The sequence below is a fragment of the Thermostichus lividus PCC 6715 genome (assembly GCF_002754935.1).
Taxonomy (GTDB): Bacteria; Cyanobacteriota; Cyanobacteriia; order Thermosynechococcales; family Thermosynechococcaceae; genus Thermosynechococcus; species Thermosynechococcus lividus.
This window is the reverse complement of sequence record NZ_CP018092.1, coordinates 55,455-78,260: the sequence shown is the minus strand read 5'-3', so window position 1 is coordinate 78,260 and position 22,806 is coordinate 55,455. Positions and strand designations below refer to the sequence as shown.

At 54.5% G+C, this 22,806-nt stretch carries 31 protein-coding genes and 2 pseudogenes; 26 read left to right on the top strand and 7 right to left on the bottom strand.

The genetic code is table 11. From position 1 onward, the window contains the following. Nucleotides 1–66: 66 nt before the first annotated feature. Nucleotides 67–1,077, top strand: a complete 1,011-nt coding sequence (gene hpnH / locus BRW62_RS00470; protein ID WP_099797612.1) for an adenosyl-hopene transferase HpnH — start codon at nt 67–69, stop codon at nt 1,075–1,077. Between the two features lie 2 nt (nt 1,078–1,079). Here the strand turns inward: hpnH and BRW62_RS00465 are convergent, their stop codons facing one another. The 5 genes and pseudogenes from BRW62_RS00465 to rph form a co-directional block, all read right to left on the bottom strand. Then, a complete protein-coding gene (locus tag BRW62_RS00465; protein ID WP_099797611.1) occupies nt 1,080–2,366 on the bottom strand; it encodes an ABC transporter substrate-binding protein in 1,287 nt (428 codons plus the stop codon). Then, nucleotides 2,320–3,843 (bottom strand): YifB family Mg chelatase-like AAA ATPase, encoded by a 1,524-nt coding sequence (locus BRW62_RS00460; protein WP_099797610.1) that lies wholly within the window; start codon nt 3,841–3,843, stop codon nt 2,320–2,322. The genes BRW62_RS00465 and BRW62_RS00460 overlap by 47 nt, the downstream gene beginning before the upstream one ends. 8 nt (nt 3,844–3,851) lie before the next feature. Next, nucleotides 3,852–4,556 carry a response regulator gene (locus BRW62_RS00455; RefSeq protein WP_099799765.1) on the bottom strand — a complete coding sequence of 235 codons (705 nt, stop codon included), beginning with the start codon at nt 4,554–4,556 and terminating at the stop codon, nt 3,852–3,854. Between the two features lie 320 nt (nt 4,557–4,876). Then, complete coding sequence (locus BRW62_RS00450; RefSeq protein WP_099797609.1) at nt 4,877–5,488, bottom strand: hypothetical protein; 612 nt, start codon at nt 5,486–5,488, stop codon at nt 4,877–4,879. Continuing rightward, a pseudogene (rph, locus tag BRW62_RS00445) lies at nt 5,481–6,143 on the bottom strand (ribonuclease PH); the annotation flags it as partial. The pseudogene rph and the gene BRW62_RS00450, both read right to left, overlap by 8 nt. A gap of 452 nt (nt 6,144–6,595) precedes the next feature. On the opposite strand from rph, the gene BRW62_RS00435 reads away from it, so the two are divergent. The 4 genes and pseudogenes from BRW62_RS00435 to lpxB all read left to right on the top strand — a co-directional run bounded on the left by BRW62_RS00435 (nt 6,596) and on the right by lpxB (nt 10,164). Further along, a complete protein-coding gene (locus tag BRW62_RS00435; RefSeq protein ID WP_099797607.1) occupies nt 6,596–6,934 on the top strand; it encodes a P-II family nitrogen regulator in 339 nt (112 codons plus the stop codon). A 6-nt stretch (nt 6,935–6,940) separates the two neighbouring features. Then, nucleotides 6,941–7,817, top strand: a pseudogene (locus BRW62_RS14930) (shikimate dehydrogenase). Nucleotides 7,818–7,849: 32 nt separating this feature from the next. Continuing rightward, entirely contained in the window at nt 7,850–9,001 is a 1,152-nt protein-coding gene (gene gshA, locus BRW62_RS00425) for a glutamate--cysteine ligase (protein WP_099797606.1), read from the top strand. Between the two features lie 2 nt (nt 9,002–9,003). Beyond that, entirely contained in the window at nt 9,004–10,164 is a 1,161-nt protein-coding gene (gene lpxB, locus BRW62_RS00420) for a lipid-A-disaccharide synthase (RefSeq protein ID WP_099797605.1), read from the top strand. Here the strand turns inward: lpxB and BRW62_RS13190 are convergent. Together BRW62_RS13190 and tgt are read right to left on the bottom strand one after the other, a co-directional pair. Beyond that, nucleotides 10,150–10,611, bottom strand: a complete 462-nt coding sequence (locus BRW62_RS13190) for a DUF2752 domain-containing protein (RefSeq protein WP_227517453.1) — start codon at nt 10,609–10,611, stop codon at nt 10,150–10,152. The genes lpxB and BRW62_RS13190 overlap by 15 nt on opposite strands. Next, nucleotides 10,604–11,725, bottom strand: a complete 1,122-nt coding sequence (gene tgt, locus BRW62_RS00410) for a tRNA guanosine(34) transglycosylase Tgt (protein WP_099797603.1) — start codon at nt 11,723–11,725, stop codon at nt 10,604–10,606. Before tgt ends, BRW62_RS13190 begins: the two co-directional genes overlap by 8 nt. Before the next feature lie 385 nt (nt 11,726–12,110). Between tgt and rplC the strand changes: the two genes are divergently transcribed. Genes rplC through infA form a run of 21 tightly spaced genes read left to right on the top strand, consistent with a single transcriptional unit; the run spans nt 12,111 to nt 22,767 of the window. Then, nucleotides 12,111–12,752, top strand: a complete 642-nt coding sequence (rplC, locus tag BRW62_RS00405) for a 50S ribosomal protein L3 (RefSeq protein WP_099797602.1) — start codon at nt 12,111–12,113, stop codon at nt 12,750–12,752. Between the two features lie 19 nt (nt 12,753–12,771). After that, nucleotides 12,772–13,404, top strand: coding sequence for a 50S ribosomal protein L4 (gene rplD / locus BRW62_RS00400; protein ID WP_099797601.1), 633 nt, complete (start codon nt 12,772–12,774; stop codon nt 13,402–13,404). Next, nucleotides 13,397–13,699 carry a 50S ribosomal protein L23 gene (locus BRW62_RS00395; RefSeq protein WP_099797600.1) on the top strand — a complete coding sequence of 101 codons (303 nt, stop codon included), beginning with the start codon at nt 13,397–13,399 and terminating at the stop codon, nt 13,697–13,699. The genes rplD and BRW62_RS00395 overlap by 8 nt, the downstream gene beginning before the upstream one ends. Nucleotides 13,700–13,714: 15 nt before the next feature. Continuing rightward, nucleotides 13,715–14,581 (top strand): 50S ribosomal protein L2, encoded by an 867-nt coding sequence (rplB, locus tag BRW62_RS00390; protein WP_099797599.1) that lies wholly within the window; start codon nt 13,715–13,717, stop codon nt 14,579–14,581. Nucleotides 14,582–14,603: 22 nt separating this feature from the next. Next, entirely contained in the window at nt 14,604–14,882 is a 279-nt protein-coding gene (gene rpsS, locus BRW62_RS00385; protein ID WP_099797598.1) for a 30S ribosomal protein S19, read from the top strand. Nucleotides 14,883–14,918: 36 nt separating this feature from the next. Further along, nucleotides 14,919–15,287: a 50S ribosomal protein L22 gene (gene rplV / locus BRW62_RS00380; RefSeq protein WP_099797597.1), complete on the top strand. Its 369-nt coding sequence runs from the start codon at nt 14,919–14,921 to the stop codon at nt 15,285–15,287. A gap of 12 nt (nt 15,288–15,299) precedes the next feature. After that, a complete protein-coding gene (rpsC, locus tag BRW62_RS00375; protein ID WP_099797596.1) occupies nt 15,300–16,016 on the top strand; it encodes a 30S ribosomal protein S3 in 717 nt (238 codons plus the stop codon). Nucleotides 16,017–16,030: 14 nt separating this feature from the next. Continuing rightward, nucleotides 16,031–16,462, top strand: a complete 432-nt coding sequence (rplP, locus tag BRW62_RS00370; protein WP_099797595.1) for a 50S ribosomal protein L16 — start codon at nt 16,031–16,033, stop codon at nt 16,460–16,462. Between the two features lie 2 nt (nt 16,463–16,464). Next, nucleotides 16,465–16,677 carry a 50S ribosomal protein L29 gene (gene rpmC / locus BRW62_RS00365; RefSeq protein ID WP_099797594.1) on the top strand — a complete coding sequence of 71 codons (213 nt, stop codon included), beginning with the start codon at nt 16,465–16,467 and terminating at the stop codon, nt 16,675–16,677. Then, complete coding sequence (gene rpsQ / locus BRW62_RS00360) at nt 16,677–16,925, top strand: 30S ribosomal protein S17 (protein ID WP_099797593.1); 249 nt, start codon at nt 16,677–16,679, stop codon at nt 16,923–16,925. Before rpmC ends, rpsQ begins: the two co-directional genes overlap by 1 nt. Nucleotides 16,926–16,937: 12 nt before the next feature. Further along, nucleotides 16,938–17,306, top strand: a complete 369-nt coding sequence (gene rplN / locus BRW62_RS00355) for a 50S ribosomal protein L14 (RefSeq protein WP_099797592.1) — start codon at nt 16,938–16,940, stop codon at nt 17,304–17,306. Then, nucleotides 17,306–17,656 carry a 50S ribosomal protein L24 gene (gene rplX, locus BRW62_RS00350; protein WP_099797591.1) on the top strand — a complete coding sequence of 117 codons (351 nt, stop codon included), beginning with the start codon at nt 17,306–17,308 and terminating at the stop codon, nt 17,654–17,656. The genes rplN and rplX overlap by 1 nt, the downstream gene beginning before the upstream one ends. Before the next feature lie 50 nt (nt 17,657–17,706). Further along, complete coding sequence (gene rplE, locus BRW62_RS00345; protein WP_099797590.1) at nt 17,707–18,252, top strand: 50S ribosomal protein L5; 546 nt, start codon at nt 17,707–17,709, stop codon at nt 18,250–18,252. Nucleotides 18,253–18,282: 30 nt separating this feature from the next. Continuing rightward, nucleotides 18,283–18,684: a 30S ribosomal protein S8 gene (rpsH, locus tag BRW62_RS00340; RefSeq protein WP_099797589.1), complete on the top strand. Its 402-nt coding sequence runs from the start codon at nt 18,283–18,285 to the stop codon at nt 18,682–18,684. An 18-nt stretch (nt 18,685–18,702) separates the two neighbouring features. Continuing rightward, nucleotides 18,703–19,266 carry a 50S ribosomal protein L6 gene (rplF, locus tag BRW62_RS00335; protein WP_099797588.1) on the top strand — a complete coding sequence of 188 codons (564 nt, stop codon included), beginning with the start codon at nt 18,703–18,705 and terminating at the stop codon, nt 19,264–19,266. Continuing rightward, complete coding sequence (gene rplR, locus BRW62_RS00330; protein ID WP_099797587.1) at nt 19,267–19,629, top strand: 50S ribosomal protein L18; 363 nt, start codon at nt 19,267–19,269, stop codon at nt 19,627–19,629. A gap of 11 nt (nt 19,630–19,640) precedes the next feature. Continuing rightward, a complete protein-coding gene (gene rpsE, locus BRW62_RS00325; RefSeq protein WP_099797586.1) occupies nt 19,641–20,165 on the top strand; it encodes a 30S ribosomal protein S5 in 525 nt (174 codons plus the stop codon). A 13-nt stretch (nt 20,166–20,178) separates the two neighbouring features. Further along, complete coding sequence (gene rplO / locus BRW62_RS00320; RefSeq protein ID WP_099797585.1) at nt 20,179–20,640, top strand: 50S ribosomal protein L15; 462 nt, start codon at nt 20,179–20,181, stop codon at nt 20,638–20,640. A 12-nt stretch (nt 20,641–20,652) separates the two neighbouring features. Then, nucleotides 20,653–21,963 carry a preprotein translocase subunit SecY gene (gene secY, locus BRW62_RS00315; RefSeq protein WP_099797584.1) on the top strand — a complete coding sequence of 437 codons (1,311 nt, stop codon included), beginning with the start codon at nt 20,653–20,655 and terminating at the stop codon, nt 21,961–21,963. Then, nucleotides 21,963–22,550, top strand: a complete 588-nt coding sequence (locus tag BRW62_RS00310) for an adenylate kinase (protein WP_099797583.1) — start codon at nt 21,963–21,965, stop codon at nt 22,548–22,550. Before secY ends, BRW62_RS00310 begins: the two co-directional genes overlap by 1 nt. Beyond that, nucleotides 22,543–22,767, top strand: coding sequence for a translation initiation factor IF-1 (gene infA, locus BRW62_RS00305; protein WP_011055956.1), 225 nt, complete (start codon nt 22,543–22,545; stop codon nt 22,765–22,767). The genes BRW62_RS00310 and infA overlap by 8 nt, the downstream gene beginning before the upstream one ends. Nucleotides 22,768–22,806: the final 39 nt, after the last annotated feature.

Genomic DNA, 22,806 nt, shown 5'->3' with positions numbered 1-22,806 from the left:
AAGCATCTATAAACATCTGTTAAGAGTTTTAGATGGAGTCATTAGCCCCATTGAGGAGATTAACGCATGGGAGTCCACATCAAGCAAGCAGTGGAAGTCGCCACCTACATTATCTCACAACGCCTCCAAGGGAAAAAACGCTTTCCGCTCACCTTGATGCTTGAGCCTCTCTTCCGTTGTAACCTTGCCTGTTCCGGTTGCGGCAAAATTCAGCATCCTCTAGACATTTTGCGGAAATACCTCACCCCGGAAGAGTGCTTTCGGGCGGTTGAAGAGTGTGGCGCGCCCATTGTGGCCATTCCCGGCGGCGAACCCCTACTGCACCCGCAAATTGATGAAATTGTCAGTGGCCTAGTGGCACGGCGCAAGTTTGTTTATCTGTGTACCAATGGTATTTTACTGGAGGAGAGCCTCCACAAATTTAAGCCCTCCCCCTACTTTAGCTTCAGCGTTCACTTAGATGGCTTACGGGAGTGGCACGACAAGTGTGTGGATCGCAAGGGAGTTTTCGATATTGCGGTCAAGGCCATTAAGGCAGCCAAGGCAAAAGGCTTTCGCGTCACCACGAACACGACAATTTTTGAGGGCGCGAATGTGGCAGACATGCAAGCCTTCTTTGACTTTATTAGCTCCCTTGGTGTGGATGGGATGATGATTTCTCCGGGGTATGCCTACGAGTGGGCACCGGATCAAGAGCATTTCCTGAAGCGAGAGCAAACCCGTGCCCTTTTCCGCGAGATTCTGGCACCCTACCGTGCGGGCAAGAAGAACTGGAACTTCAACCACAATCCCCTGTTCCTCGACTTTCTTGTTGGCGAGAAAGATTATGAGTGTACTCCATGGGGGATGCCGAGCTACAGTGTGCTAGGCTGGCAGAAGCCTTGCTACTTACTGAACGAAGGTCATTATCAAACGTGGCAAGAACTCCTAGACAATACGAACTGGGAGAACTATGGCCACAAGAGTGGTAATCCCAAGTGCCGCGATTGTATGGTGCACTGTGGTTATGAACCCACTGCGGCTATGGATGCCTTTAACCCCGGCAATATGGTGAAGGCGGCGGCCAGTCTATTTTAAGCCTAGCGGGGGCGCATCAGTTGCCAGCGGCTCTCAGCAGTCTTGACAGCGGCTGTGGGAGTCGCTTTTTGTAGTAAGACACTTTCAATGGCGCGACCCACATTTTGGGAAAAGCGGGCATAACCGCGAAAATTTGGCCGTGCTTGAGCTGTTGGTAGTTGTTCCAAAAATACCTTCAGGGTGGGCTGTGTGGCTAAAAATGCTTGATAGCGATCGCTAGTCAAGACGGCTTCATTTACGGGTAAATAGCCGGTTCCCACGGCCCACTCGGTTTGAAACTCCTCGCTGAGGACATAACTCAGAAATTCTAGGGCGGCCTGTTCACGCTCAGGGCTAGAGCGAAAGACAAACAAGTTTTCACCTCCGAGAGCTGTGGCGGTGGTTGTCAGGGCAGGGATGGCCAAAACATCAAAGTCCACCCCTGACTGTTGCAGTTGCCCTAGGGTCCATGGTCCGCTAATTTGCATCGCCACCTCCCCACGGATAAATTGATCCAGTTCGTAGCCGCGCTCGGGGGCAGACAGGGTGGCTAGCCCTTTTTGGCGGAGGCGTTGCCAAAATTCAAGGGCAGTGATGGCGGCAGGGGTGTCAATGTGGGCGGTGGCGGCAGTGTCTCCGAGGTGCCCCCCGGCACTCCAAAAAAAGGGCAACCATGTAAAGACTGTGAATTCCCCTTGTCCTAGAGCCAGCAGCAGGGGCATGGTTCCCGTGGTTTTCAGGGTTTGGGCAACGGCCTCTAGCTCCTGCCAAGTGGTGGGGAGAGTGGTAATGCCTGCGGCAGCAAACAGGCTGGGGCGGTAAAAAATACCGACATTGTTGGTGGCAAAGGGAATGGACCAGTAGTGGTCACCGTAGCGCATCGTGGGCAGGAGGGCAGGGCTGATGTGCTTCCGATAGGGGGTGGTAGCCCACCAGTCATCAAGGGGACGCAATGCCCCCAGATCGACAAATTGGCCGGTGATGGTGGGGTTGTACCAGAGCAGATCTGGCGCGGCATCCCCCACAACAGCGGCCAAGATTTTCGGCAATTGCTGGTCGGGTTGCCCGACGTAGAGGGCTTGGACGTGGATTTGAGGATGCTGAGCATTGAAGCGGTCGACCAAGCGTTGCAGGACAACCCGGTTAGCAGGGGGGTTGACCCCATGCCAGAAGGTGATCTCGAGGCGATCGCTGGCACGGGGCGCACTACATCCCACCAGCAGGATGCTGAGGAGTGCCAGTAGGCCAAGCAGTAACCAGCGCCTATTGGAGTCGATCAATCGTGCGGTACTGGATGGCTTCGGCCACATGGGGTGCTTGTAGGGGTTCACTGGCAGCCAGATCGGCAATGGTACGGGCTACTTTTAGGATACGGTCTGTTGCCCGCGCCGATAAGCCTAACTTGGCGATCGCCCCTTCGAGTAAGGTGGTCGAGGAGTCATCAAGGCGGCACCACTGGCGCAAATGGCGACTCTGCATTTGGGCATTACAGTGCAGACCGGGGTCGTGGGCAAAGCGCTGTTGCGATCGCTGCCGCGCTGCCAAAACCCGCTGCCGTACTGTTTGCGAGTCTTCCCCTGAGGTCTGGCGGGTAATTTCCTCAGGGGTAAGACGACTCACACTCACCTGCAGATCAATGCGATCTAGGAGTGGGCCAGAAAGCTTTGCCCAGTAGTGTTCCCGCTGGCGGGGTGAGCAGGTACAGGGTTGCACCGGATCGCCATAGTAGCCACAGGCGCAGGGATTGGTACTGGCGACTAGGGTAAATTGTGCGGGAAAAACCACCGATTGGCGGGTGCGGGAAATGGTAACCTGTCCATCCTCAAGGGGCTGGCGCAAAAATTCTAAAACATCCCGCTTGAACTCCGTTAATTCATCTAGGAACAAGACACCACGGTGAGCAAGGGAGATTTCTCCCGGACGAGGATAGCTGCCACCCCCCACTAGGGCGGGACCTGAGGCTGAGTGATGGGGACTGCGGAAGGGTGGCTCTTGGATCAGCCGCCCCCGCTCCTTGAGTAACCCCGCAACAGAGTGGATTTTGGTGACTTCTAGGGCTTCGCTAAAACTCAGGGGTGGCAAAATCGTGGGTAGTCGCCGTGCCAGCATGGTTTTACCACTCCCCGGTGGCCCGACAAAGATCAGATTATGGCCGCCGGCAGCAGCAATTTCTAGGGCGCGGCGGGCTTGGTACTGGCCTTTGACATCTTTTAGATCAAGGGTAAAGGAAGGGCGCTGCACTGGTTCCGACAGTGCTGTTGTAGGCGATCGCGATGCCGGGTCATTGAGGAATGCGGCCACCTCCGTAAGGGTCTGGCAACCGTAGATCCTTAAGCCCTGCACCACCGCCGCCTCAGCTACATTGGCCATGGGCACCACCAACCCGCTCATGCCTTGGGCTTGGGCAGCAACGGCGATCGCGAGCACCCCAGCAACCGGACGTAGTGTGCCATCTAAAGACAACTCCCCCAGAAAGAGATAATCCCCCAGCACCTCCGTGGCGACCTGACCAGAGGCCGCCAAGATACCAAGACTAATGGGCAGGTCAAAACTGGGGCCTTCCTTCCGCAAATCCGCTGGCGTTAAATTGACTACAATCCGCCGCATCGGCACGTTAAACCCAGCATTGCGAATGGCCGCCTTCACCCGCTCCCGAGCCTCTTGTACCCCTGCATCCGGCAACCCCACCACCACAATGGCGGGCAGCCCCCCAGCCACATCCACCTCAACCCCTACTGGAATGGCATCAATGCCCAAAACCGCTGCACTCCAAACCCGCGCCAGCATACCTCTACTCAAGCATGGTCTTGAAACTTATACCCCACTCCAATGACAGTTTTAATAAACCTTGGTTCACTGGGATCTGGTTCCACCTTTTTTCGCAGTCGCGCGATGTGGGTATCGACAACGCGATCATCCCCAAAGTAGTCGCTCCCCCACACCCGCTCAATTAATTGTTCTCGCTGCCACACTCGCCCGGGTTGGCTCATCAGGTGCATCAGTAAGTTAAACTCAAGGGTTGTTAAATCAAGGGTTTCTGGGGGCTGGTGACCTAAATGGCGCACTGCCTTTCGCTGGTCGGGGTCAAGGGTAAAGCTGGACGTACGGTAGATGGGGGTTTGCCCCCCTTGGCGTAAACTCCGTCGCAACAATGCCCGCACCCGGGCAATGAGTTCCCGAGGGCTAAAGGGCTTCACCAAGTAATCATCAGCGCCCGTGGAAAGACCCACAATACGGTCAATTTCATCACTTTTAGCTGTCAGCATCAAAATATAAGGATCTTTGGCAAGGGGCTTTTGACGCAGACGGGCACACAGTTCAAGGCCATCAAGGCGCGGTAGCAGCAGGTCAAGAATAATTAAATCGGGTTGGAGGTCTTTGGCTAACTCTAGCCCTTGCAGGCCATCATGACACAAACGACAACTAAAGCCATCACTGGTGAGCGTGCTTTCGACAAGCGTGGCAATGTCACGGTCATCTTCAATGATTAAAATTTGCAGCGGCAGCACTCATCACCGTCCTGTCAGTGGCAGCAGCTCTGCTGATCTGGAAAACGCTTACACCTAGAGTCCCCAAGGCTGCTACTCTGCGTACAGTGGGGGCATTCCTCTTCACTGGCGATCGCCTCCATATCTCTGTAGTTGCAAAAATCAGAAAGAGCACCGACGACTGGCCGTGTTTCGTCTCGGTGCCCTTAACTGGTTCGCTCCTCACACACTTAAAGACCTTAGCAGAAACTCCGCAGTTTTGTCACTATTGCACACGATTTTTCATGAATTTTGATTGCGAAGCTGGGCTATATGTATAGCAATGGCGCTGCCTAGCGCAAACTACCAAGGGTATGCCGCCATGCCAACTCCTTGCTTAGAATTTCTAGCGATCGCCGCTCTTTGCCCTCAAATAAGGGGGTAATGGTTTCCAGAATATGGGCAAGCAGGGGAGCAGCATAGTTCCCCGTTGAGCGCAATAGATGGGCATAGTAGCGAAACTGGGCGTGTCCGTTGTGGCTGCGATGAAAGGTCGCGATCTCTTTTGGGGTTAGCTGCCACACTGGCGTATTCACAGGCACCACCAAGGTTGGGATTCCCTGTTGACCGTAGGCGTGTCCCTGAGCTTGCTCAAGGTGGCCAATGAGGGCAATCCACAGCAGGGTGCGGGTTTCACTCACCAAATCCGGGCTGAGGAAGGTGTCTGCCGTGGTTGTTAAGCGCGGGCTAAGTTGATTAAACTGCGGGTTGAGCAATTGGGAGTTATAAATGACACCAACGGCCCAGTGCCGCTGCTCATCCGCGAGTTGCACAAAGCGGCCAAAACCATAGTCTTCCGGTTGCGGTGGGGTGGACACATCAAACTGATCCACCAGTTGGGCAATGTAATCACAGTGGGAGTTGGATTTAACAATGTGTCCGAGGTAAATGGCAGTATTAGTCATAATGCTCTGCTAGGGCTTGTTGTTGGGCTAAAACAAGCTGGTGAATCCCATGGGTGGCGGCATCGAGCATGGTATTGAGGTCACTGCGGCTAAAGACTCCGGCCTCGGCAGTGCCTTGTACCTCAAGAAATTGACCGTCACTGGTCATCACTACATTAAAGTCAACGCTAGCCGCGACATCTTCGGCATAGGTGAGATCCAAGTAAGCCGTCCCGTCGATGAGTCCCACGGAAACGGCGGCCACCTGCTGAATCAGGGGCGATTCTGCTAGGACACCCGTCTTTACGAGTTGATTCACCGCATCGACTAAGGCAATATAGCCACCAGTGATGGCCACAGAACGGGTGCCGGCATCCGCTTGTAACACATCGGCATCCACAATGAGCGTGCGCTCCCCCAAACGGCTAAAGTCTAGGGCGGCGCGTAAGCTGCGACCAATCAAGCGTTGAATTTCTTGGGTGCGGCCAGAGAGTGTTAACACTTCCCGCTCCTGCCGTTGGCGCGTGGCACCGGGAAGCATGCGGTATTCGGCGGTTAACCAGCCACGGCCACTGCCCTCCAAAAACTTGGGTACCCCTTCGCGCACACTCACGGTACACAAAACGTGGGTTTGTTCGGCTTGGGCTAGCACCGATCCGAGGGGAAATTGTGTAAACTACTCCCAGCTAAAGCAGGGAGCTTTTAGTAGCCCTGCAGTTAGCAAGCCAACCACGAGCCTCTGGGGTGGTTTACAACACCCCCAATCGACCGTTACCAGTGCCTTAAACAACCGTTTCTGGTGTCCGCAGTACAATTATAACCTAAGGCAACTAAAGTTGCTAAAGGAGCTTTCCTCCCCGCACTGAAGTACGGGGCTTCCAGCCATACCCGATGTGAAGTGCCGTTGAAAGCGGTGCGATCGCAACTCCTGTGGGTCTCGGCCATCGGGTCGCTGCCACCCCATGGGTGTTCCTCCTGCTAGTTGATTTTTTATTATCAATCCTAGAGTTAAAGTGTCCCTGTGTCTGGGATGGAAGATAATGTAGCTATTGCTACACGTTATCGTCTCTAGCCAGTGCTAAATAGAGAGAGAACCTTAGTTTGACGGCCATAGGTAAGGAGTTTACTTTGAAAAAGGTAGAAGCAATTATTCGTCCCTTTAAGCTTGATGAAGTAAAGATTGCCCTAGTGAATGCTGGAATTGTGGGGATGACGGTCTCGGAGGTACGGGGCTTTGGACGCCAAAAGGGGCAGACGGAACGCTACCGTGGCTCAGAATATACGGTGGAGTTTTTACAAAAGTTAAAAGTAGAAATTGTTGTCGAAGATACCCAAGTGGATATGGTGGTTGCCAAAATCATTGAAGCCGCACGGACGGGGGAAATTGGCGACGGCAAAATCTTTGTCACCCCAGTGGAGCAGGTGATCCGTATCCGCACCAGCGAAAAAGACCACGAAGCGGTCTAAGTCTTGATGGTTGCCATTTCCGGCAATACCCAGCTCTTGGGGGTGATTGGCGACCCCATTTCCCATACCCTCTCGCCAGCTATGCACAATGCCGCACTGGAATACTTAGGGCTGGATTATGTCTATGTGCCCTTTGCGGTCAAGGCTAGCGATTTGGAGGCGGCCATAGCGGGGTTGGCGGCACTGAGGGTAGTGGGCTTTAATGTTACCATTCCCCACAAAGAGGCCATTGTGCCTCACTTGGCTGCCATTAGTGACTTGGCGCAGCAGGTAGGGGCGGTGAACACGGTCTATCGCAGTGACCAAGGGTGGGTAGGTACCAACACAGATGTGCATGGTTTTTTTAGCGCCGCTGCGATCGCTCCTTTGGAACTGGTCAGACACGGCAGTACTGGTTTTAGGCTATGGCGGTGCTGCCCGAGCAGTGGTGGCGGCCTGCCATGATTTAGGGTGCTCACAGCTTTATGTGAGTGGCCGTCAGCCGGAGCGGTTGGCAGCCTTTGTAGCCAGTTGGCCGAATCTCACTTTAGAGGCGCTGCCGTGGGAGGCACGCACTTCGTGTCTCGGGGATATTCGCTTAGTGGTCAATACGACCCCCATTGGCATGAGTCCTCACCGGGAGGCTACCCCCCTTGCGGCGGAGGATTTAGCACAATTGCCGGCCACCGCAGTGGTCTATGACTTAATCTATAAACCTCGCCCTACCCTGCTGCTGCAATTGGCTATGGCGCGGCAACTGCACACCATTGATGGATTAACGATGCTGCTGCACCAGGGGGCGGCAGCTCTTGAGCACTGGCTTGGCCAACCGGCTCCCACTGCGGTGATGGCCGCTGCCCTTGAGGCAGCGTTGGCTGAGCGATCGCTGCCGGTGCGCCCCTAGCGGGTTAGGATAGTGCTAATTGAGGGGAAACAATGCTATCCAAGGGCTTTGAGGTTGAACTCTATACTGGTACCCCAACAGGAGAGGTTATTGGCCTGTCGGATCAAATTGTCCAAGCGTTGCCCGGTTTTGTGCGGGAGCCGGACAGTCGCAATGTCGAATTCACAACTCCGCCTGTGTATCTTTACGATCAAGCATTGTGTGATCTATTGCGACCACGGTTTCGCTTGCGAGCCTACCTACACTCATTAGGGGAGTTGACGCTGGTGCCTGGCAGTACCCTGAGTTTAGGGGATAGTCAGCAGTTTTATCGCTCAGACCCGCACAATCCTTACCACACCTACATTGAGCAAACCTACGGCAGCCGCGTTGTGACGGCCAGTGTTCATATCAATATTGGCCTGCGGGACCCAGACGCGCTGATCCGCGCCTGTCGGTTAGTGCGCTTAGAGGCAGCGCTGTTTCTGGCCTTAAGTGCATCTTCCCCCTTTTTGGATGGGGACGTGACTGGTTACCACTCGACTCGCTGGGCAACGTTTCCCAAGACCCCTGCCTATGTACCCCTGTTTAGCAGCCATGCCCATTTTATTGCGTGGACCGAAGCCCAACTGCGGCAGGGCACAATGCAAAATGTGCGCCATCTTTGGAGTGCGGTGCGCCCCAATGGCGATCGCCGCCCCTACGATCTCAACCGTCTGGAGTTGCGGATTTGTGACCTCGTTACGGATCCCATTGAGTTACTGGCCATTACTGCCCTTTTAGAAGCGCGTTTGTTGCAGTTGCTGGAGCAGCCGGAGCTGGATCCGCTGCAGGGGAGTTACCTCCACCGCCAAGGGGTGGATCTAGCACAACTGGCCGATGCCAACGAAATGCAAGCGGCTCGCCACAGCCTCGAGGCGGTGTTGACCCACTGGCAAGACGGTCGTCAACTTACAGCCGCAGCCTGGATTGCCGAACTCGTTGAGGAGGTATGGCCGATCGCCAAGGGGCAGGGGTTTAGCTGCTTTTTGGCTCCTATCAAGAAAATTTTGCGTCAAGGCAACACTGCCCAACAATGGCTAGGGCAGTACCATGCCGGAGTACCGATCTCAGAGATTATGGCGGCGGCGGTGCAGGCAATGGCCACGGCAGAACAAGAGTTTGCCGCGCAACTCTGTCAACCGGTTCCCATTCTTCAAGGATAGGCATGGCGCATTTGTTTATTAGCACGGGTGAGGTGTCCGGGGATTTACAGGGGGCATTATTAGTCAAGGCTCTCTATCGCTTAGCTGCCGACCGCAACATTCCCCTGCGCATTTCTGCCTTGGGGGGCGATCGCATGGCGGCGGCAGGGGCAACGGTGCTCTTTAATACCGGCGGTATTGGCTCGGTTGGCCTTCTGGAAGCCCTGCCCTTAGTGAAAACGACCATTGCGCTGCAACTCAAGGCTCGCCGCTATCTGCAGCGCCATCCCCCCGATCTGGTTGTCCTGATTGACTATATTGGCGGCAATATGGCTATGGGAGGGTTTATTCGTAAACACTTTGCGGTGCCGATGGTCTATTACATTGCGCCGCAGGAATGGGTGTGGTCCCATAGCCTGAAAACCACCCGCCAAATTGTTGCCCTCAGCGATCGCCTGATTGCTATTTTCCCAGAGGAAGCCAAATACTATCGCCAACACGGTGCCAATGTGGTGTGGGTGGGGCATCCGCTGTTAGATCGCATTGCTGCTGCCCCCAGTCGCGAGGCGGCGCGTCAAGCCTTAGGGATTGGCCCAGAGGAGTTGGCGATCGCCCTGTTGCCCCTCTCCCGCAAGCAGGAAATCAGGTCGCTGTTGCCCTTGATTTTGGGAGCAGCAACAAATATTGCCAAGGTCTATCCCCACGCGCGGTTTTGGCTGCCGCTTTCTCTGCAGCAGTACCGCCCATCGATTGAGGCCGCTTTGCAGCACTACCCCATTAGAGTCACGCTCGCCGATGACTCGTTACTGGTGTTGGCCGCCGCAGATCTGGCGATCGCCAAGTCGGGCACGGTCAACCTAGAAACCGCCTTGTTGAATGTGCCGCAGGTGGTGATTTATCGGGTCAACCCCATTAGTCTTTGGCTGTACCGCATCTTTTTGAACTTTAACCTTGACTTTGTCTCTCCCCCCAATTTACTGGCCGGAAAAGCCATTGTGCCGGAGCTACTCCAGGAGAACGCTACGGTTCAAACCATTACTGCCACTGCCCTAGGGCTACTCGCTAATCCTGAACAGCAAGCAGCCATGAAGGCCGAGTATCGTGCTATGCGACGGGCCATGGGAACCCCCGGTGTGGTGGAGCGTGCCGCGACGGAAATTTTAGATCTGCTAACGCACCATTGAAAACGGGTTGATGTAAAACTCGCCAGTTTGGATCAAGCTCGTGAGGCGCACTCCATAGTACCCAAAGTACAGCAAGGCTAGCCACCACCAGTTTTGTACCCGTTGCAGGTAACGGAAGGGGGTACGCTGTAGTCGCCGTCCAGTTTTTAATTCTGCCGCCATTAGCACAACTACCAACATAAACGCCGCAAATAGGGGAGGGCCAAACAGGTGCATAGAAAGGGCATCCTCAAAATTGCCGCGGGCGATCGCCATAAAGGAGCGGGTCAAGCCACAGCCAGGGCAGGGAATGCCCGTCAAGCTACGAACGGGACAAATGACAAAGGGCGGAGCCATACCATGGTTAAAGAGAACCGAGCCAACTAAAGGAGCCGTGGCCAACCCCAAAAACCCCCAGCGGCTCAAGCGTTCTTCCCTCGATAACACCGCATCAGAAAAGCTAATCATCGTGGCTGGATGTGCATAGGCGTTGTTCCCATTCTGCCGCAAACTTTGGAAAGTGATCCTCGAGGATGGCCTGCCGCGCCGCTTGGGTGAAACCGATGAGTTCAGTGACATTATGAATAGACAGCAGTGTATAGGCCAATAATTCCTTGGCGCGAACTAAGTGACTGAGGTAGGCACGACTAAAGGTACCACAGGTGTAGCAGGGACAGGTTGGATCGAGGGGGGCATAGTCTCGGCGAAACCGCGCATTTTTCAGATTCCAGCGGTTCCCCTGAACAATGGCACAGCCATGGCGTGCTAGGCGGGTGGGAATGACACAGTCAAATAAATCCACCCCTGCGGCGATCGCCCGCAGCATTTCTAGGTGGGTGCCCACCCCCATCAAATAGCGGGGCTTATGGGTGGGCAGCAGTGGCGCCGTCACCGCCACAATCTCGTGCATGGCAGTCGTCGGTTCCCCCACACTTACCCCCCCAATCGCATAGCCGGGTAAATCGTAGGCCAGCATGGCGGTGGCACACTCACGGCGGATATCGCCATATACCCCCCCTTGAACAATGCCAAACAGGGCTTGGTCTGGCCGTTGCTTTGCTGCAATACAGCGCTCGAGCCAGTGCAGGGTTCGTTGGGTTGCCTGGGTCACGACCGCGCGACTGGCGGGATAGGGGGGGCACTCATCAAAGGCCATGATCACATCTGCCCCCAATTGCTCTTGGATGCGGATGGCCCGCTCCGGTGACAATTCAATCATCTGGCCATCGTGGGGCGATCGGAACACAACCCCCGCATCGGAGATCTGGCGCATCTCACTGAGGCTAAAAACCTGAAACCCACCGGAATCCGTTAGGATTGGGCCTGACCACCCCATAAACCGATGCAGGCCACCGGCAGCGGCAACAATCTCTTCGCCGGGTTGCAGGTGCAAATGATAGGTATTGGCCAGCACCATTTGCGCCCCTGCCCCTTCAAGGTGCTGAGGGGTTAAGGTTTTGACGTTAGCCAAGGTGCCCACAGGCATAAAGCGAGGCGTGGCCACACTGCCGTGGGGAGTATGAAATAAACCCGCTCGGGCATGGCTGTGGCGACACTGCTGCTGACAGACAAACTCAAACACAACCCATTCCCAATGCCATGCGGTTCAAAGGAGCGTCAAAAATGTTAGCAAATGCCTAGACAAACTTACAATGGCTGATCTATGATTAAAACTTGTGACCAAAAACGGATACTGAGTTGGGGGCGATCGCCTCAATCCCCTTAAGTCCTTGGTTCCACTGATCCATTCAGATGTAGCTGGCTGTTAGCCCGTAAACAAACGCCATAACGCCATTATCATCTGAAACTGTCCTTGCTCGACGATAGATACGCCCAAGGCGTTGTCTTGCTGACCGTGTAACTGCTGGGTCAATCCACCATTCCTAACTGCGGGAATCTGCCGAGGTGTAGTGTGCACGCTACCTCTCGCTGTTTTGTTGTGATTCGTACTTTTAAGGAAAGCGATCGTGACAGTTGGTATTTTAGGGACAAAATTGGGCATGACCCAAATCTTTGATGAGGTGGGCAAAGCTGTCCCCATTACAGTGGTGCAGGCCGGACCGTGTCCGATCACCCAAATCAAGACCCCTGCAACAGACGGCTACACGGCCATTCAGGTGGCATTTGGCGAGGTGCGCGAAAAAACCCTTAGTCGTCCTGAGCGCGGCCACCTCAGCAAACATTCGCAAACGCCGCCCATGCGTCATCTGCGGGAATATCGCCTTGATGACACGTCCCCCTACCAACTGGGTCAGACCATCACCGTGGATATTTTTAGCCCTGGTCAATTGGTCGATGTGCGTGGCACCAGCATTGGTCGCGGCTTTGCAGGCTATCAAAAACGACACAACTTTAAGCGCGGCCCGATGGCTCACGGCTCTAAGAATCACCGCTTACCGGGGTCAACCGGTGCCGGTACAACGCCGGGGCGCGTCTTTCCAGGGAAACGCATGGCCGGTCGCATGGGGAATGCAACGGTCACAATTCGCAAGTTGCAAGTTGTGCGTGTCGATAGCGAGCGGAACTTGATCTTAATCAAGGGGGCACTGCCCGGTAAGCCGGGGGCACTGGTGAGTATTACCCCCGCAAAGGTCGTTGGTCACAAGTAAGGGCTTAGAGAGTGCAGTTATGGTTGCATGTGTTGTAAAGGACTGGCAAGGGGCTGATAGCGGCGAGGCAACCCTTGATCTTGCTACGGCCAAGCCAGAAACCGCGAGTCATATTGTCCATCGCGCCCTTGTGCGGCAGTTAGCTAACGCGCGTCAGGGAACGGTTTCCACGAAAACCCGTGCTGAAGTTCGCGGCGGTGGTCGCAAACCATGGCGGCAAAAAGGTACGGGTCGTGCCCGTGCTGGCTCGATTCGCTCACCTCTGTGGCGCGGTGGTGGTGTCATCTTTGGCCCTAAGCCCCGGGACTACTCCCAAAAAATGAACCGTAAAGAGCGGCGGCTGGCTCTGCGCACAGCGCTGATGGATCGTGCCGCAGATTTAATTGTGGTTCAGGAGTTTGCGGATCAGTTGCCGCGCCCCAAAACCAAGGAATTGGTGACAGCACTCCAACGCTGGGGGGTGCAGCCAGACCAAAAAGTACTGCTGTTGGTGAATGATCTGGCGGAAATGATTATTCTCTCGGCACGTAATGTACCAACGCTTAAAGTGTTGCGCGCCGATCAGTTAAATGTGTTTGATTTGCTCCACGCCGATCGCATTGTTGCCACAACGGGGGCGATCGCCAAAATTCAGGAGGTGTACGGTGACTAAAGTGCAGCCCCGCGTCCTTGCGGATCTAATTAAGCGTCCGATCGTAACCGAAAAGGCCACGGTGCTATTGGAAAACAACCAATATACCTTTGATGTCGATCGCCGTGCCACCAAGCCGCAAATCAAGGCCGCCATTGAAGATCTGTTTAATGTCAAGGTCACTGGCGTTAACACCTACAACTTACCCAAAAAAGCAAAGCGGGTAGGGCGCTTCATCGGTCATCGCACCCAATACAAGCGGGCGATCGTCACCCTTGCCCCCGAGAGCAAAATTAACCTCTTCCCCGACGTTTAACGGAGCACCAAGATCATGGGCATTCGTGCATACCGACCCTACACCCCCGGTACCCGCCAAAAATCCGTTTCCGACTTTGCCGAAATTACAACAGATACCCCCGAAAAATCCCTCACCCGTGGCTATAAGCGGGATAAAGGTCGGAATAATCGCGGTGTGATTACCAGTCGGCGGCGAGGTGGCGGCCATAAGCGCCGTTACCGTGAGGTGGACTTTCGCCGCAGCAGCAAAGTGAATGTACCCGCCAAAGTGGCCACGGTAGAATACGACCCCAACCGCAACGCCCGGATTGCCCTTATTCACTACCAAGATGGTGAAAAGCGCTATATCCTTCATGCTCGCGATCTCGCTCCAGGTAGCAACATTATTGCCAGCCCCGATGCCCCCATTGAAGTCGGCAATGCGCTGCCCCTTGGCAAAATCCCGCTGGGAACCAGTGTGCATAACGTAGAAATTACCCCCGGTCGTGGTGCTCAAATGGTGCGCGCCGCAGGGGCAATGGCACAGGTCGTGGCTAAGGAAGGGGATATGGTTACCTTAAAACTCCCTTCCGGTGAGGTGCGCCTCTTCCGTAAAGAGTGCTATGCCACCATCGGCCAAGTCGGCAATGTGGAGGCCAACAACCTTAGCATGGGTAAGGCTGGGCGCAATCGTTGGAAAGGTCGGCGGCCAAAGGTACGCGGTTCCGTCATGAACCCAGTGGATCACCCCCACGGTGGTGGTGAAGGCCGTGCCCCCATTGGTCGCAGTGGACCGGTTACCCCTTGGGGCAAACCCACCCTTGGTTACAAAACCCGCAAGAAGAAGAAACTCAGCAATGCCCTCATTGTGCGGCGACGCAAGAAGTCGTCCAAGCGTGGTCGTGGCGGTCGTCAGTCTTAAGGTACTCCGGAGAAGTTAGGTTATGGGACGTTCACTGAAAAAAGGCCCCTTTGTGGCAGATCATCTCTTACGGAAAATTGAGGCACTCAACGAGCGCAACAGCAAGGAGGTGATCAAAACATGGTCGCGGGCATCCACCATTGTGCCAGAGATGATTGGCCACACCATTGCGGTACACAACGGCAAACAGCACGTGCCTGTGTATATCACCGAGCAAATGGTCGGCCATAAGCTGGGGGAATTTGCTCCCACCCGTAACTTCCGCAGCCACGTCAAGGGGGATAAAAAAGCCCGCCATTGATCATTACTGTTTAGCCACCGTATTGGATAGCTGTCTATGGTTTCTACCGCTTCTCCTGCCGCCCGTGCTTCAGCCAAATACGTCCGCATGTCCCCCCATAAGGTACGGCGGGTGCTAGATCAACTCCGGGGACAAACTTATCGTGATGCCCTGATTATGCTGCGGTTTATGCCCTATCGTGCCTGTGAACCCATTACAAAGGTGCTGCGCTCGGCAGCGGCTAACGCAGAGCACAATCTGGGGTTAGACCCAGCAACCCTAGTGATCAGCCAAGCCTACGCGGATCAAGGCCCTTCCTTAAAGCGGTTTCGCCCCCGCGCTCAAGGCCGTGCCTATCAAATTCGCAAACCAACCTGCCACATCACCATTGCTGTGGCTGCCCAAAACACCGCTGACGAATCGTAGAAGGATACCACTGTGGGACAGAAGATTCACCCAATTGGCTTTCGCCTCGGCATTACTCAGGAGCACCGCTCCCGCTGGTATGCAGATGCCGATCGCTACCCCGATTTACTCAAAGAAGATCATCAAATCCGCACCTACATCAACAAGGTGATGGGGAATGCCGGTATTGCCGAGATTCGCATTGAACGCAAGGCCGATCAAGTGGAGTTGCAAATTCGCACTGCTCGTCCTGGGGTGGTTGTTGGCAAAGGCGGGCAAGGGATAGAAAAGCTGCGGGAAGACCTGCGGCAAATGCTACCCCCTAGCCGCACGGTCAAAGTCAATGTCCTTGAAGTCAATCGTGTGGATGCGGAAGCCAGTTTGCTGGCGGAGTATATCACCCAGCAGCTAGAGCGGCGGGTGGCCTTCCGGCGGGCTGTGCGGCAGGCGATTCAGCGGGCACAGCGAGCCGGGGTTGAAGGGATCAAAATTCAAGTGGCGGGTCGGCTGAACGGCGCTGAAATTGCCCGTACCGAATGGACGCGCGAAGGTCGAGTGCCCCTGCATACCCTACGTGCCGATATTGACTACGCCTATCGGACAGCGCGCACCATTTACGGTATTTTGGGGGTCAAGGTGTGGATCTTCAAGGGTGAAGTGCTCCCAGGTCAACCAGAAGCTGCGAGTCGTGAACCACATCGGCGCACTGGCCAACGCCGCTTGCCTCAATTTGAAAATCGCTCTAACTAACAAGGAAGTCAGCGATGTTAAGTCCTAAGCGTACTAAATTTCGGAAACAACAGCGGGGACGAATGACTGGGGTTGCCAGTCGCGGTAGCTCGATTCATTTTGGTGACTTTGCCCTGCAAGCCCTTGAGCCAGCGTGGATTACCTCGCGGCAGATCGAGGCGGGGCGGCGAGCCATGACCCGCTATATTCGCCGTGGGGGCAAAATTTGGATTCGCATTTTCCCGGATAAACCCGTCACCATGCGCCCCGCAGAAACACGGATGGGGTCTGGGAAAGGCTCACCGGAATACTGGGTGGCGGTGGTCAAACCCGGACGCATTATGTACGAAATTGCAGGGGTGCCGGAGGCAACGGCTCGGGAAGCGATGCGCCTCGCCGCCTATAAGATGCCGATCAAAACTCGCTTTATTGTCCGTAATCAAGATGACGTGCAACAGGAGGGTTAGGGATGGCATTAACAAAAATGAGTGACCTGCGGCAACTCAGTGATCAAGAGGTGGGCGATCGCATCGTTGCTATCAAAAAAGAATTGTTTGATCTGCGGTTCAAAAAAGCAACGCGGCAGGAGGTCAAACCTCACCAATTTAAGCATTTGCGCCATGAGTTGGCTCAGCTTTTAACCCTTGAGAATGAACGTCGCCGCAGTGGAGGACACAACTAATGGCAGTGAAAGAACGTGTGGGTGTGGTGGTTAGCGACAAGATGGATAAAACCGTTGTCGTTGCCGTTGAAAACCGCTCTGCCCATCCCAAGTACGGCAAAATTGTTGTCAAAACCCGCCGCTATAAAGCCCACGATGAAAACAATGAAGCTAAAGTTGGCGATCGCGTGCGGATCCGTGAAACTCGCCCCCTCAGCCGTACCAAACGCTGGGCGATCGCCGAAATTCTCAACACTGGGACTGCTTAAGGAGAGCCAGCCATGATTCAACAGGAAACCTACCTGAACGTTGCCGACAACAGCGGCGCCAAGAAACTGCTCTGCATTCGCGTCCTCGGTGGCGGTAATCGTCGTTATGGCAGCGTGGGTGATGTCATTATTGCCACGGTTAAGGATGCCACCCCCAACATGGCCGTGAAAAAATCCGATGTCGTCCGAGCCGTCATTGTGCGTACCCGCAAAGCCATCCGCCGCGAAAGTGGCATGAGCATTCGCTTTGACGATAACGCCGCTGTACTGATCAACCAAGAGGGGAATCCCCGGGGCACCCGGGTGTTTGGACCGGTTGCTCGCGAACTGCGGGATAAAAATTTCACCAAAATTGTCTCCTTGGCACCGGAGGTTCTCTAATGGCTGCAAAAAAAGCAAAAGCACCTGTGCGCCATCGAATGCATGTCAAAAAAGGTGACACCGTACAAGTCATTGCCGGTCGCGATAAAGCCAAAGTGGGCGAAGTCCTAGCGGTGTTCCCCAAAACCAGTCAAGTGATTGTCAAAGGGGTCAACCTCAAAACAAAACATGTTAAGCCTCGCCAAGAGGGGGAATCTGGCCAAATTATTACGAAGGAAGCCCCCATTCATAGCTGCAAAGTCATGCTCTACTCCAGCAAGCAGAACGTTGCCAGCCGCATTTGCTACACCTACACCGAAGACGGTCGCAAAGTCCGAATGCTCAAAAAAACCGGGGAAATTATTGATTAGTTTCCCCCTCTCTGACCACGCCCAGAGACCTTGCCTAGGAGAAGTCCCCCATGTCCAAACGTCTGAAAGACCATTACAGCAAAACGGTTGTGCCGCAACTTATGCAGCAATTCCAGTACACAAATATTCACCAAGTCCCCAAAATCACCAAAATAACGGTGAATCGCGGGCTTGGGGAGGCGGCACAAAACGCCAAAGCCCTTGAAGCAACACTCGCAGAAATTGCGACCATTACAGGTCAAAAACCTGTGGTCACCCGTGCCAAGAAGGCGATCGCTGGCTTCAAAATTCGCCAAGGCATGCCAGTGGGGGTAGCCGTTACCCTACGTGCCGATCGCATGTATTCCTTTCTAGATCGGCTCATCAACCTTGCCCTCCCCCGGATTCGTGACTTTCGTGGCGTTAACCCCAAAAGTTTTGATGGCCGGGGCAACTATACCTTAGGACTACGGGAGCAACTTATTTTTCCCGAAGTCAACTACGACGATATTGATCAAATTCGCGGCATGGATGTCTCAATCATCACCACTGCCACCACTGATGAAGAAGGACGTGCCCTGCTAAAAGCAATGGGTATGCCGTTCCGTGATAACTAACGCCGGAGGCAGGATTTTTAAGGAGCAACTATGGCAGTAAACGACACGATTGGCGATATGCTGACTCGCATCCGCAACGCAAACCTTGCGCGGCATCAAAGCACGACCATCCCCGCCACGCGAATGACTCGCAGTATTGCCCAAGTGCTAAAGGCAGAAGGGTTCATTCGCGACTACGAAGAGCAGGGAGACGGCATTCAGCGACAATTGGTGGTTGCCCTCAAATATCGCGGCAAGCAACGCCAGCCAATTATTACTGCTCTCAAGCGGGTTAGCAAACCCGGATTGCGCGTCTATGCCAACTCCCGCGAACTCCCCCGGGTTCTTGGGGGGATTGGGATTGCCATTATTTCCACCTCCAGCGGCATCATGACCGATCGCGAGGCGCGGCAGCAGGGCATCGGCGGCGAAGTACTCTGTTACGTTTGGTAAGCTCGGAGGACGTCCTACATGTCTCGTATTGGCAAACGCCCCATTCCCCTGCCGAAAAATGTCACCCTGACCCTTGAGGGGCAACAGGTCACCGTCAAAGGTCCCAAAGGACAATTGAGCCGGGTACTACCCCCAGAGGTCACGGTGTCCCAAGAAGGTGAAACCATTCTCGTCCAGCGGCGCGACGAATCCCGAACAGCAAAAGAACGCCACGGGCTGTGCCGTACCCTTGTAGCCAACATGGTCGAAGGAGTGGCTCAGGGCTTTACAAAAAAGCTAGAGATCCAAGGGGTGGGGTACCGTGCTCAACAGCAAGGTAAAAATCTGGTGCTAAGCATGGGATACAGCCATCCGGTGGAAATTACGCCCCCCGACGGCATTACTTTAGAAATAGAAGATAACCAAGGCAAAAAAGTCCAGCAGGGCACCATCGTCCTTGTGAGTGGCATTGATAAAGAACTAGTGGGTAATTTGGCTGCCCAAATCCGTGGGGTTCGCCCCCCTGAGCCTTACAAAGGCAAAGGTATTCGGTACTCTGGTGAATTTGTCCGTCGCAAAGTTGGTAAGACAGGGAAGAAATAGATGAAGAAAACTCGTACTGCCGCTCGTCAAAGTCGGCATCAGCGCATTCGTCGCAAAGTCAAAGGCACCGGCGATCGCCCCCGTCTCGCTGTTTTCCGTTCCCACCAGCACATCTATGCCCAAGTCATTGACGACAGCCGGCATCATACCCTTGTCGCCGCCTCCAGTGTTGAGCCGTCACTGCGACAAAAGCTGGGAAATGGCAGCAACTGTGCCGCCTCTGCTGAAGTTGGGCGGCTGATTGCTGAGCGTGCCAAGGCCGCTGGCATCCAGCAAGTCGTCTTTGATCGCGGCGGAAATATCTATCACGGTCGCGTCAAAGCCCTTGCGGATGCTGCCCGTGAAGCCGGACTGGACTTTTAGAGGATGACCCGATGGCAAATCGTCGTAAAAACCCCCGTAAAGTTGAAAAAGAAACCGATTGGCAAGAACGAGTTGTTCAGATCCGCCGTGTCTCTAAAGTCGTTAAAGGCGGCAAAAAACTAAGCTTCCGCGCCATTGTTATTGTCGGCAACGAACGCGGGCAAGTGGGTGTTGGGGTCGGCAAAGCTGCCGACGTCATTGGGGCTGTCCGTAAAGGCGTTGCTGATGGCAAAAAGCACCTTGTCGAAGTTCCCATTACTAAATCTAACTCCATTCCTCACCCTACGTTTGGTGAAGGCGGAGCCGCCCGCGTTATGATTCGTCCCGCCGCCCCCGGCACTGGAGTTATTGCCGGTGGATCGGTGCGCACCGTCTTGGAACTGGCTGGAGTGCGCAACGTGTTGGCCAAACAACTGGGCTCCAGTAACCCCCTTAACAATGCCCGGGCAGCCCTAGAAGCCCTCGCGGCGTTGCGCACCTTCCCGGAAGTGGCCGAAGAGCGGGAAATCCCTGTGGAAAATCTTTATAGCAAGTAGTTAGGAGTAGCCCATGCGTTTTCAGGATGCTCAACCCCAACCGGGATCGCGGAGACGGAAGCGGCGCATTGGCCGTGGCATCTCAGCCGGTCAAGGGGCCAGTGGTGGATTTGGAATGCGAGGGCAAAAATCCCGCTCCGGTCGTCCCACCCGCCCCGGGTTTGAAGGGGGGCAAAATCCCCTCTATCGACGGCTACCCAAGCTTAAGCACTTCCCCATTGTCAACCGGAGGCTTTACACTACAATTAACGTTGCTCGTCTCAATACCCTACCTGCCAATAGTGTGGTTACCGTTGAGTCTCTGCTAGAGGCCGGAATTTTAACCACCGCAAAATATCCCTTGAAAGTGCTGGGGGATGGTGAGCTGAGCGTCAAACTGGAGGTGCACGCCGCTGCCTTTAGCGGTAGTGCTCGCGCCAAAATTGAAGCAGCGGGTGGGGTATGTGTCGATGCCGTCGTTACTGACAGCGAATAGAGGAAGCGGATCATGATTGTGAATCGCGGCAAAGCCCCCACCGCCCAAGAAACCTTTATGCAGATGGCTCAAGCCTCTGGGTTGCGAGGGCGACTACTAATCACGCTTGGGCTACTAATTTTAGTGCGTCTAGGCATTTATTTGCCAATTCCGGGCATTGATCGCGCCGTCTTTGCTCAGAGTGTTGAAGACAATGCCGTTATTCGCTTTCTAGATATTTTCTCTGGTGGTGGGATATCTGCCCTCGGCATTTTTGCCCTTGGCATTTTGCCCTACATCAACGCTTCCATTATTATGCAATTGCTGACGGCAGCCTTACCCTCCCTCGAACGGCTACAAAAAGATGAAGGCGAAGCGGGGCGGCGCAAAATCTCGCAGATTACCCGCTACGTCTCCGTGGCTTGGGCCATCCTCCAAAGCCTTGGTATTGCTGTTTTCGTCAGTTCAATTCCCGGAGCAGCGCTGCATCCGGGGCCGTTTTTTATTGCAGAAATTGTCATTGCCCTCACTGCTGGCTCCATGGTGGTGATGTGGATTTCGGAACTAATTACTGAGCGAGGGGTTGGCAATGGTGCCTCCCTCCTCATCTTTTTGAGCATTGTGGCGTACCTGCCGGGGTCAGTGGGTCAAACGATTGCCTTTGCTGAAAGTGGCGGCAATGTTGGCGGCATTGTGATTCTTGTTACGGTCTTTTTGGCCATGATTGTCGGCATTGTCTTTGTCCAAGAAGGCACCCGCCGCATTCCCATTGTTTCGGCGCGGCGACAGGTGGGGCGCAAACTCTACCGCGAGCAGACGAGCTACCTGCCGCTGCGGCTTAACCAAGGGGGAGTCATGCCCATTATTTTTGCCTCCGCTGTCCTCATTTTGCCCTCCACCCTAGCCCAGTTTACCCGCAACGAACTTATAGCTCAGATTGGTGCCTACATCTCCCCGGCAGGGCCAACACCGTGGGTTTACGTCATTGTCTATCTCCTGTTGATCCTGTTCTTTAGCTACTTCTACTCCTCCTTGGTGGTGAACCCCGTGGATATGTCCCAAAACCTGAAGAAGATGGGAGCAAGTATTCCTGGAATTCGTCCGGGGAAGGCCACCTCAGATTACCTAGAGCGCGTGCTGAATCGCTTGACCTTTCTGGGTGCCATTTTCCTAGGGTTAGTGGCAATTATTCCCACAGCAGTGGAAAGTGCCACTCGCGTCACCACCTTCCAAGGGCTAGGTGCCACCTCACTGCTGATTTTAGTGGGGGTAGCCATTGATACCTCGAAGCAAATTCAGACCTACGTCATTTCACAACGTTATGAGGGGATGGTGAAGCAGTAATGCGGTTAATTTTATTCGGTGGCCCCGGCTCTGGCAAAGGGACTCAAGCAGCGATTTTACTAGAGCACTTTGGTATTCCCCACATTTCTACGGGGGATATTCTGCGCTCCGAACGAGCAGCAGGCACGCCCCTTGGGCAACAGGCTCAGGGCTACATGGATCGCGGCGAACTGGTTCCAGATCAAGTCATTGTGGACATGGTGGCCAATCGCCTCCAGCAAGCGGATACAGCAACCGGCTGGCTGCTGGATGGTTTTCCGCGCAACCCGTCCCAAGCAAAGATCTTTGAGTCCATGCTGACGGATATTGGCCAAACCTACGACTATTTGCTGTTTTTAGATGTGCCTGCCCACATCCTCCAAGAGCGCGCCCTTAACCGAGCGAAGCAGGCAGCTTCCGGTCAGCAGCGCTCCGATGATACACCGGAAACCATTCTCAAGCGGCTACAGGTCTATGAGCAAGAAACACTACCTATGATTCAGCAGTACATCGGCCATCCTAAATTTGTTCATGTGGATGGTACTGGCACCATCGCGGAGGTCACTGCTGCGATTAAAGCTCGCCTTGGGGAGGTCAATTGTGTCTAAGCAGGATGCCATTGAAATTGAAGGTACGGTCACAGAGTCTTTGCCCAATGCCATGTTTCGTGTGGATTTGGACAATGGCTTTAATGTTCTTGCCCATATTTCCGGCAAAATTCGCCGCAATTACATCAAAATTCTGCCGGGCGATCGCGTCAAGGTCGAGCTCACTCCCTACGACCTGACCAAGGGACGGATCACCTATCGGCTGCGGAAGAAGTAGGCATTTGTTTGATTTACGACCTTTACTCTGCTAGAATGT